This window comes from Pseudomonas sp. D4002, assembly GCF_013385665.1.
Lineage (GTDB): Bacteria > Pseudomonadota > Gammaproteobacteria > Pseudomonadales > Pseudomonadaceae > Aquipseudomonas.
In genome coordinates this window covers 61,154-70,135 of record NZ_JACAPN010000012.1, presented here as the reverse complement: position 1 = coordinate 70,135, position 8,982 = coordinate 61,154, and the positions used below count along the sequence as shown (strand labels likewise).

Sequence of the window (8,982 nt, the reverse complement as noted above, 5' to 3'; positions counted from 1 at the left end):
CAGGCAAGCCAGCTCCCACAATGGATGGGTGTACATCCGAATGCCCGAATGATGCCTGGCCAACAATGGGGTGCTGCTGCAGCAACACCCCATCAGCAATTACCTCAGAAGTCGTAGCTCACACTGGTGTAGTAGAACGCACCCTGGGCGCCTTCAGGACTGGTGATCGAGTAGATCGGCACACCGTACAACTGCGCGCCGGAAGCCTTGTCCGGGTGAGTGTTGAACAGGTTCGTCGCACCGGCTGAAAGCTTGATCCCCTTGCCAAGGTTGTAGGACACGTCCAGGTCGGTGACCCATTGCGGGCTGAAGGTCTGGTCGAGGTTCGGGTTGGCGGCGTTGAGGCTTTTCCATTCGCCATAACGGCGCTGGGCCACGGTGACTCCCCACTTTTCATAGGCCCAGTTGGCGCTGAGGGTCAGCTTGTAGTCCGGGGTGCCGTGCTCGATCAGGCCTTGGGTGGTGCGGCCGATGATCTGGTTGCCCGCGATGTTGCCGACGTTGCGCAGGTCGGTGATTTGCGTGCGATTACGCGCATAGCCGGCGTTGAAGTTCACCCGGCCCCATTGCTGCAGGTCGAGTTTGTAGTTGCCGGTCAGTTCGATACCGTCGGTGCGGGTGTCGGCGATGTTGGTGTAGAACGCCGCGCTCTGGATATTGGCGTAAGGCGTCCCGGCGAAGATCGGCGAGACCACCGAGGCCGGCAATTGGTCGGAAAGGGTAATGCGGTTGTTGATGTTGATGCGGTAGGCATCCACCGTCACCGATGCGTTGTCCAGCGGTTGCCAGACCAGGCCCAGCGAGTAGTTGGTCGACTCCTCGGGCTTGAGCTGTGTGCCGCCCAGGGCCTGGGCTTCCGGGCTGTTGGCGCGCAAGGTGCGCTGCTGCACCTCGACGTAGTTGCCGCTGCCCGGCGGCTGTTCCACCACCTGCACACTGAACGACGACATGCCGCTCTGCGCCAGGGACGGTGCGCGATAGCCGGTGCTGGCGCTGGCCCGTGCGGCGATCTGCGGGGTGAAGTCGTAGCGCAGCGACAGCTTGCCGTTGGTGGTGTCGCCAAAGTCCGAATAGTGCTCGGTACGCACTGCGACACCGGCCTGGAACTTCTCGGTGACCTGGCCTTCGACATCCAGATACGCGCCCAGCACCTTGCGTTGCAGCGAGTCGGCATCCACCGGGGTGATACCCGAGTAATACCCGGTGAGCCGGCGTCCAGTCACCGGGTCAACGGTGTTGAACAGCGGGCCGTTCTGCGAGGCGGCCGGCGCGCCTGCGCTCAACTGGTAATTTTCCTCGCGCCAGGCCAGGCCTGCGGAGACGGTCAGCGGCTTGAACAGCAAGTCGGTGGGGAAGTCCCGCACCCAATCCAGGGTCACGTTGGTCTGGTCGTTCTTGCGCTCGCCGGTGTAGATCGTCGCCGGGCTGTTGGTGCCCCAACTGGGGTTGATCGCGTTGTAGTCGGTGGACTTGACGATGTTGGTGCCGTGGTTAAGCGCCAGGTCGAACTTGCCCAGTTGCTCGTTTTCGTACCGCAGGCCACCGGTGGCGGCATAGTCTTCCAGTGTGTAGCGCGTGATCGGCAAACGGCCGTCCGGATAACGCTGCAAGGAAACGCTGCCGTAGTTGTTGTACAGCGCGGTGGGCGGGTCAAAAAAACCGGTGGAGTCGGTGTTCTTGTGGGAATAGGTGGCGAACCCGTAGGCGGTCAATCCTTCGCCCACACCCATCTCGCCGTTGGCCAGGAAGTTGTACTGGTCGGAGACACTGTTGGAGCCCCAGTTCCAGGTTCGATAGCGGTTGTTCTGCTCGCGCGGCGTGTTCACGCTGGTGTCGCCGCGATAAAAGATTCGGTTGTCCGGGTTGGTGTCGCTGGCCGGGTCCTGGCTGCCGGCATCGAAACTCAAAGTCAGGAAACCGTCATTCGGCAGTTCGAAGCCTTTCCAGCCGCTGTACTTGCGCTGCATGCCATCGCCCTTGTTGTAGCCACCGAAACGGTAGCCGACGTTGCCGCCGTCGTCCTTTTGCTTGAGCACGATGTTGATCACCCCGGCAATCGCATCGGAGCCGTATTGAGCGGCGGCGCCGTCACGCAGGATCTCCACGTGGTCGATCGCGCTCAACGGGATCAGGCTCAAGTCCACCGCTGCCGCGCCACGACCGTTGGCCAGGCTCTGGCGGGTGATGTTGGCGCTGGTGTGGCGGCGCTTGCCATCCACCAATACCAGCACCTGGTCGGAAGCCAGGCCGCGCAGCGAGGCGCCCTGGGCGATGGAACCGGCAAATGCACCCTGGGGCGACTGCGGGAAGCTGAAGGACGGCGACAGTGCGGTCAGTGCGCCGGACAGGTCGGCAGCGCCGGTTTGCTGCAATTGCTCGCCGCTCAGCACATCTACCGGTGCGGCGCTTTGCAGCGCGGTGACGTCGCTGCGGCGGGTGCCGAGTACCACCACGGTGTCGAGCTTGTCGGTCTTGGCAGTGGGCTGCGCATCGGCGGCTACAGCAGGCACGGCAAGGCTGCCCATGACCAGCGCGATGGCGCCGGCCAACGGAGTACGTTGGAACATAGAAAGGTCCTTTCGAAGCGTGTTGACGAGGGCGGCCGGGTGCTATGGCTCAAACAAAGAAGGTCAACTGTGGGAGCGGGCTTGCCTGCGATGATGGCGGCACAGCCACATAATGGTCGGCTGACCCACCGCTATCGCAGGCAAGCCAGCTCCCACATTTGATCTCCGGCGTTTGGTGAATAGTGTCCGGCGGCTGAAGTTAGAAGCGGCTGGTCACGCTCAGCCCCACGGTGCGTGGGTCGCCGTAAGTGATCACGTACTGCCCCAGCCCGCCGTTCGGCCGGCCATGCACCTGATAGCGGCGGTCGGTGAGGTTGTTCACAAACCCGGTGACGCTGAGTTTTTCGTCGGCGCTGTACCAGGTCAGGCGGCTGTTGGCCAAGGTGTAGTGCGGCTGGCTCAAGTCCTTGTCGGCGATGCTCTGGCGGTCGGCGAGGAAGTATTCCTTGTCGCGAAAACTCACGTCGGCACCGGCCACCAGCTTGCCGCCGATTTCCAGCGGGATGGTGTAGTCGCCACCCAGCGACACCACGTTGCGCGGCGAGCGCACGAAGCTGTTGCCGCTGTAGTCACCCGTGACCGCACCGGTGTTGGGGTTGGTGTTTTTGAAGTCGGTGTATTCGGTATCCAGGAACGAAATCGCCGCCCGCAGGTGCAGGTAGTCGGTGGGTTGGCCTTCCAGTTCCAGCTCGGCGCCCTTGACCTTGCCCTTGGCGCCGTTGGTCAGCGCGGTGGTCAGTACGCCGTTGTTGACGGTCAGCAGGTTGACCTGAATGTCCGAGTAGTCGTAGTAGAAGATGTTCGCGTTGGCCGTCAGGCGATGGTTGAACCACTCGGACTTCACGCCGAATTCGTAGGCATCGAGTTGTTCCGGGTCCACCGTGGTCAGCTGCGACAGGCTGGTGGACAGCCCGGTGTTGAAGCCGCCCGAGCGGAAGCCGTGGGCATAGCGGAAGAACACCCGCACGTTGTCGTTGATCCGGTATTCCGGGGTCAGGTCATAGGTCCAGGCTTCCCAGGTCTTGTCTTCCTGGCGGTTGCCGTTGGTACCGACGCCGCCCAGGGGAATCAGCGGGCCATTGGCGGTGGCGCGCGTCAACTGAGTGAGGTTGAGGTCGATGTCTTTCTTTTCCTGGGTCCAGCGCAGGCCACCGGTCACGCTGAAGTTGTCGGTGAGGTCGTAGGTCAGGTTGCCGAACAGCGCGTAGCTGTCGGTGGTGTGGTTGTAATTGAGGTCGCGAAAGTCCGTCGCGCCGTTGACCTGGTTCGAGCCGGTGCCATTGGGTGTCGGGCCCGGGGCGATGAAGCGTCCGGCGCTGCTGTCCAGGTCTTCATGGAAATAGTGCGCGCCGGCCAACCAGCGCAGGGTTTCCTGCTGGGGCGAGGCCAGGCGGATTTCCTGGGAGTACTGGGTGTATTTGTTGTCGGCGGTAGAGGTGCCGTTGACCTCGTAGGGCGTGTAGTCGGCATCGCCACTGGACTGGCCGCGGATGTAGTCGTAGGCGCTGATGGACGTGAGGGTGTAATCGCCCAAGTGCCAGTTGAGGGTCAGCGAAGTACCGTCATGGTTGAGCTTGGAGTCGTCGTCCACGTTCAGCGCAATATTGCGCCCGGCGGGGCGTGTGTAGCCCACGTTGTAGTAACGGCCGAGGGTCAGCGCACCGTTGGCGCCGTCGCCCTTGAACTCGCGGCTGTGGATCTTCCACAGCGCGTCCAGGTCCGGGTTGAGCTGGGCGAAGAATTGCAGGCGCACGGCCTTTTTGTTGACGTCGCCGTAGGTGTGATCGTCGATCAGGTTTTTCTGGAAACCGTCGCGTTCCTCGGAGTACAGCGAGATCCGCGCCGCGAGTTTTTCCGGAACCAGGGTGCCGCCGATGGCGCCGTTGACGATGCGTTCGTTCTTGCTGCCAAAACCGATCGTGCCATAGCCGTCGGTGTCGAAGGTCGGTTTCTTCGAGATGATATTCACCGCGCCGGCCGTGGTGTTCTTGCCATACAGCGTGCCTTGGGGGCCGCGCAGGATCTCGATGCGCTCGAGGTCAAACAGCGGACCGCCACCGGCAATCGGTGCGTTCAGGTACACGTCATCGGCGTAGATGCCCACCGGGTACACAGTGGCCGCGCCGGTGTCGCCGGTGCCCAGGCCACGGATGTACCAGCGCGGGCGCCCGTCGCCGTCGGGGTTTTTCGCCGAGGCGTTGGGAATGAAGGTGGTGATATCGCCCATCGACCGCACGCCGTCGGCAATGATGCTGGTGCCTTGTACCGCCGACACCGCGACCGGAACCTCTTGCAGGGTTTCTTCCCGGTGTTGTGCGGTCACGGTCACGGTCTTCAGCGACGGTTCGGTTTTGCCTGCATCGTTTTCGGCAGCGTCGGCGGCCAGCAGATGTTCGCTGGCGGTGCCGCCTGCCAGCAGTAAAGCGAGCCACAGGCCCTTGGTGATTGGATTGAGTGTATGCATTGAAATCTCCCCCGGAAAAGTTTCCTTGAAGGGGCTAGAGCAGAGATCGTGCCAAGCAGATTTCAGGGTCGATACATGATTGTAAGATATTGATATATAACGATTAAAAAATTCAAGAAGAGGACGTTTTCGAACAATTGAAAGCGCAGCCGAAGGCCGCTTGAAAAGCCTGTCGAAGATTCAGCAGAAGTTGCTTGGAGGGTGCTGCTGGAGCAGCAAGAGAAGTGTTGCCGTAGCAGCTGTCGAGCCCAGGCGAGGCTGCGTTTGCGGTGTGTCAGATACACCGTTTACGCAGCCTCGCCTGGGCTCGACAGCTGCTACGTGGGGGAGGTCAAACAGCCACGCGGGAGGTGGAGCCGATGACCTTTTCCAGCACGCTGAAATCAATCCAGTCGCGCACATCGAAGCGCCGTGGAATGAAGTTCCAGCGATGCAGGAAATCGGTGAAATCCTGCAAGGCTTCGATGGAGCGCGAATCGAGCGTGGTACGCAGCCGACGATGGGCATCTTCGCCGTAGGCCGCGGTTACCCAGTACTCGCTGGTGTTGAGTTCCTGTGCCAGGAAGCGCCGGGTCTCGTCCGGATTGGCCCAGGCCCATTGCTCGGTGCGCAGCACGGTGTCGACGATTTTCACGCTGGCGTCGAAGTGCTCCTGCAGCAGGTTGATGTCCACCGTGAGGGTGCGTGGCGTGCCGTTGTTGGAGCGGATCAGCGGGTCCGGGTGCGAACCGGTGTCCACCACCACATGCAGGCCGAACTCGTTGGCCAGGTGCACGGCGTGGGCACCCTTGAGGAAGATCGCGTCGATATCACCGCGCAGCAGGCCGATCAGTTCGTTGTTGCGCCGGCTGAAGCGGCTCACCCCAAGGCTCGCCGGGGAGCCGTAGACGTATTGCACCTGGTTGTCGCTGTAGGTGCCGCCGTAGGGGTAGTCCACCAGCTCTACGTCCGAGACTTCCAGGCCTTCGAGCTTGAGGGCGTTTTCCAGGCCGCGCAGGGCCTGGGCACGGGTGAAGTCGATCTGCACGTTGGCCCATTTCGGCAGGCCGAAGCGCCGGTTTTTCAAGTCGCGCACGCTGCGCACACCGCTCTCGGCGGTGGTCAGGATCAACTGCACCTCGTCGCTCCACGACAAACCCAACACCCGGGTTTCCACGCCACTGGCGTAGGCCCAGATCGCCGGGATATTACCGCCGTGGCGCACCGAGTTTTTCAGGTGATGGTCGTAATGCGCCTCGCGAACTTCCCGTTCCGTGGACTCGCGCAACGACTGGATATTGGTGCCAAAAGGCAGGAACGCCTCGGCCAGGCGACCGGACTGCACAGCAATGCCAAGGCCGGTGGGAACCGGGCTGTGGGTGTACCAGAGAGTATCGAGTGGTTTGCTCATAAGGGTCTTCGTTCAAATCCATGAAATAGGAAACCTTTGCAGGAGCCCGGTTTGCCGGCGACGAGGCCCGAAAGGTCAATACCCCATTCAAGGCCGTCATCGCCGGCAAGCCGGCTCCTACAGGGGTTAGCCTGCCAGCGCGGTTTTGCCGTTCAAGAGTGCTTCCAGCGGCCGTGCATCAATCCATTCACGCACGTCGAAGCTTTTCGGGATAAAGCGCCAGCGGTGCAGGAAATGCGTGAAGTCCTGCAGCGCGGCAATTGCCTGTTCATCAAGTTCGGTGCGCAGGCGCAAGTGGGCGTCGTTGCCGTAGGCGGCGGTGACCCAATACTCACTGCTGTTGGTTTCCTGGGCCAGGTAGCGCCGGGTTTCCTCCGAGTGGGTGTGGGCCCATTGCTCGGCGCGCAGGACCGAGTCAAGAATGCCGGTGGCTACGTCGAAGTGGTTTTCCAGCAGGTTCAGGTCCACCGCCAGGGTGCGCGGCGTGCCGTTGTTGCTGCGGATCAGCGGGTCCGAGTGCGAGCCGGTGTCGATCACCGTGTGCAGGCCGAAATCATGAGCCTGTTGGGCGGCGTGGGCGCCCTTGAGGAAGATCGCATCGACTTCACCGCGCAGCAGGCCTATCAGCTCCAGGTTGCGTTCGCTGACTTTTTGCGTGACTGGCGTACCGGCGATATTGCGCACCGGGGTATCGCTGAAGGTGCCGCCGTAGCGGAAGTTCTTCAGCTTCACGTCGCCGACTTTCAGGCCTTCCAGTGACAACGCGTTTTCCAGCCCGCGCAGGGCCTGGGCGCGGGTGAAGTCGATCTGTGCGCCGGCCCAGTCCGGCAAGCCGAAAGTACGGCCCTTGAGGTCCTTGACGGTTTTGATGCCGCTGTCCTGGCGGGTCAGGATCAGTTGCACTTCATCTGCCCACGACAGGCCGATCACTCGGGTTTCCCGGCCCTGGGCGCGGGCCCAGATCGCCGGGATATTGCCGCCATGGCGTACCGAATTGCGCAGGGTGTGATCGAAGTGCGATTCGCGCACCGCCTTGTCATCGGACTCACGCAGCGACTGCACCTCGGTGCCCAGGGCACCGACTGTGTCTTGCAGCCAGCCTTTTTGCACTGCAATGCCCAGGCCGGTGGGCACGGGGCAGCGGGTGTACCAGAGCGTATCGAGAGGTTGGGTCATCAGGAGTTCTCCCACAGCGTTCAGGCGCTGGCTTTCAAAGGTTGGATCGCCGGGCGTTGGTGCACAAGCGGCAGGACTTCCTGGCCAATGCGCAACGCTTCTTCCAGGTGTGGATTGCCGGCGAGGATGAAGGTCGAGAAGCCGGCGTCGCGGTATTCCACCAGGCGCTCGGCGATGTTCTGGTGGCTGCCGACCAGGCCCACGGTCGGACCCGGTTTGGCTTTGGCGAAACCGGCCCACAGGTTGGGACCGATGATCAGGTCATCGAAGCGGTCGACGTTCTGGTGGTACGCGGTCTGGCGTGCGCCGCCGACCGAGTCCGAGCCGCTGGTAAAGCCCTTGGCGACCTGGCTGCTCTTGCCTTCGAGCTTGTCGAACTGGCGACGCAGGTCTTTCCAGGCTTGCTCCTCGGTCTCCCGGGCGAACAGGTCTACCCGCAGGCCGAAGCGCACGGTGCGGCCTTGTTTGTCGGCCAGTTCGCGTACGCGCTCGATGTGTGGCTTGAGCTTGTCGATGGGTTCGGCCCAGTTCAGGTACACGTCGGCGTGTTTGGCGGCGACGTCGAGGGCGGCGTCGGAGAAACCGGAGAAGTACACGCCGGGCTTGCGTTCGTGGTGCAGGCCGTGGGGCAGAGCGCCGTTTTCCAGTTGGTAGATATCACCGTTGTAGGAGAATTTTTCGTGCTCCCAGAGGCCCTGGATGATGTCGAGGAATTCGCCGGTGCGCTTGTAGCGCAGGTCGTGTTCGAGGAAGTCACCGTTGGCGCGCTGGCTGGCGGGGTTGCCGCCGGTGATGATGTTCCACTCCACGCGGCCACGGCTGAGGTTTTGCAGGATCGCAGCTTGTTGGGCGGCGTAGGCGGGCAGGGTCCAGGTGGCCTGGAAGGCGATCAGGAATTTGATGCGCCGGGTTTCTCGGGCCAGGGCGGCGGCGACGATCCATGGTTCGGGGCCGGTGGGCAGCAGGGCGCCTTCGAAGCCGGCGAGTTCGGCGGCTTTGGCGACCTGAGCGATGTAGTCGATGTAGGTGAAGTCGTCGGGTTGGCCGTTGGGCAGGCGGCCTGGTGCGATGTTGCCGGGGCGGTAGGTGGGGTTGCCGCGGTTGTGTTTGTCGGTGGTGAGTTGGGGGCCGTCGGTGCCCAGCGGCAGGCGCCAGAAGAATTCAGTGGTCATGGGTGCTCCGGTTCAGTCGTATTGGGTGCGGGGACCTTTGGGGATTGGGACTGCAACGGGCATGCCATGGGGGCTTGGGCCAACGGGGGCAGGGGGTTGTGGGTTTTTTGGGGGTGGGGGTGCGTCTGTAGCAACACTGGGTCAGCAGTGGGTGCTGTAGGTGAAGCACTTTGTGTACATATCCGTTGTTGCGGTCCGTACAAAAAGCGGCAA

Annotated in this window: 5 protein-coding genes; all 5 read right to left on the bottom strand. The window is 62.4% G+C overall.

The window, feature by feature from the left end; translation table 11 throughout:
- Positions 1-104: 104 nt before the first annotated feature.
- Complete coding sequence (locus HX824_RS05045) at positions 105-2,567, bottom strand: TonB-dependent siderophore receptor (protein ID WP_177054219.1); 2,463 nt, start codon at positions 2,565-2,567, stop codon at positions 105-107.
- 199 nt (positions 2,568-2,766) lie between these two features.
- On the bottom strand, positions 2,767-5,031 hold the full coding sequence (locus HX824_RS05040; protein WP_177054218.1) for a TonB-dependent receptor: 2,265 nt from the start codon (positions 5,029-5,031) through the stop codon (positions 2,767-2,769).
- A gap of 331 nt (positions 5,032-5,362) precedes the next feature.
- Positions 5,363-6,421: an ABC transporter substrate-binding protein gene (locus tag HX824_RS05035; protein ID WP_003212534.1), complete on the bottom strand. Its 1,059-nt coding sequence runs from the start codon at positions 6,419-6,421 to the stop codon at positions 5,363-5,365.
- 126 nt (positions 6,422-6,547) lie between these two features.
- Entirely contained in the window at positions 6,548-7,597 is a 1,050-nt protein-coding gene (locus HX824_RS05030) for an ABC transporter substrate-binding protein (RefSeq protein WP_177054217.1), read from the bottom strand.
- Positions 7,598-7,617: 20 nt separating this feature from the next.
- Entirely contained in the window at positions 7,618-8,769 is a 1,152-nt protein-coding gene (locus HX824_RS05025; protein WP_008430513.1) for an LLM class flavin-dependent oxidoreductase, read from the bottom strand.
- Between the last annotated feature and the right edge of the window lie 213 nt (positions 8,770-8,982).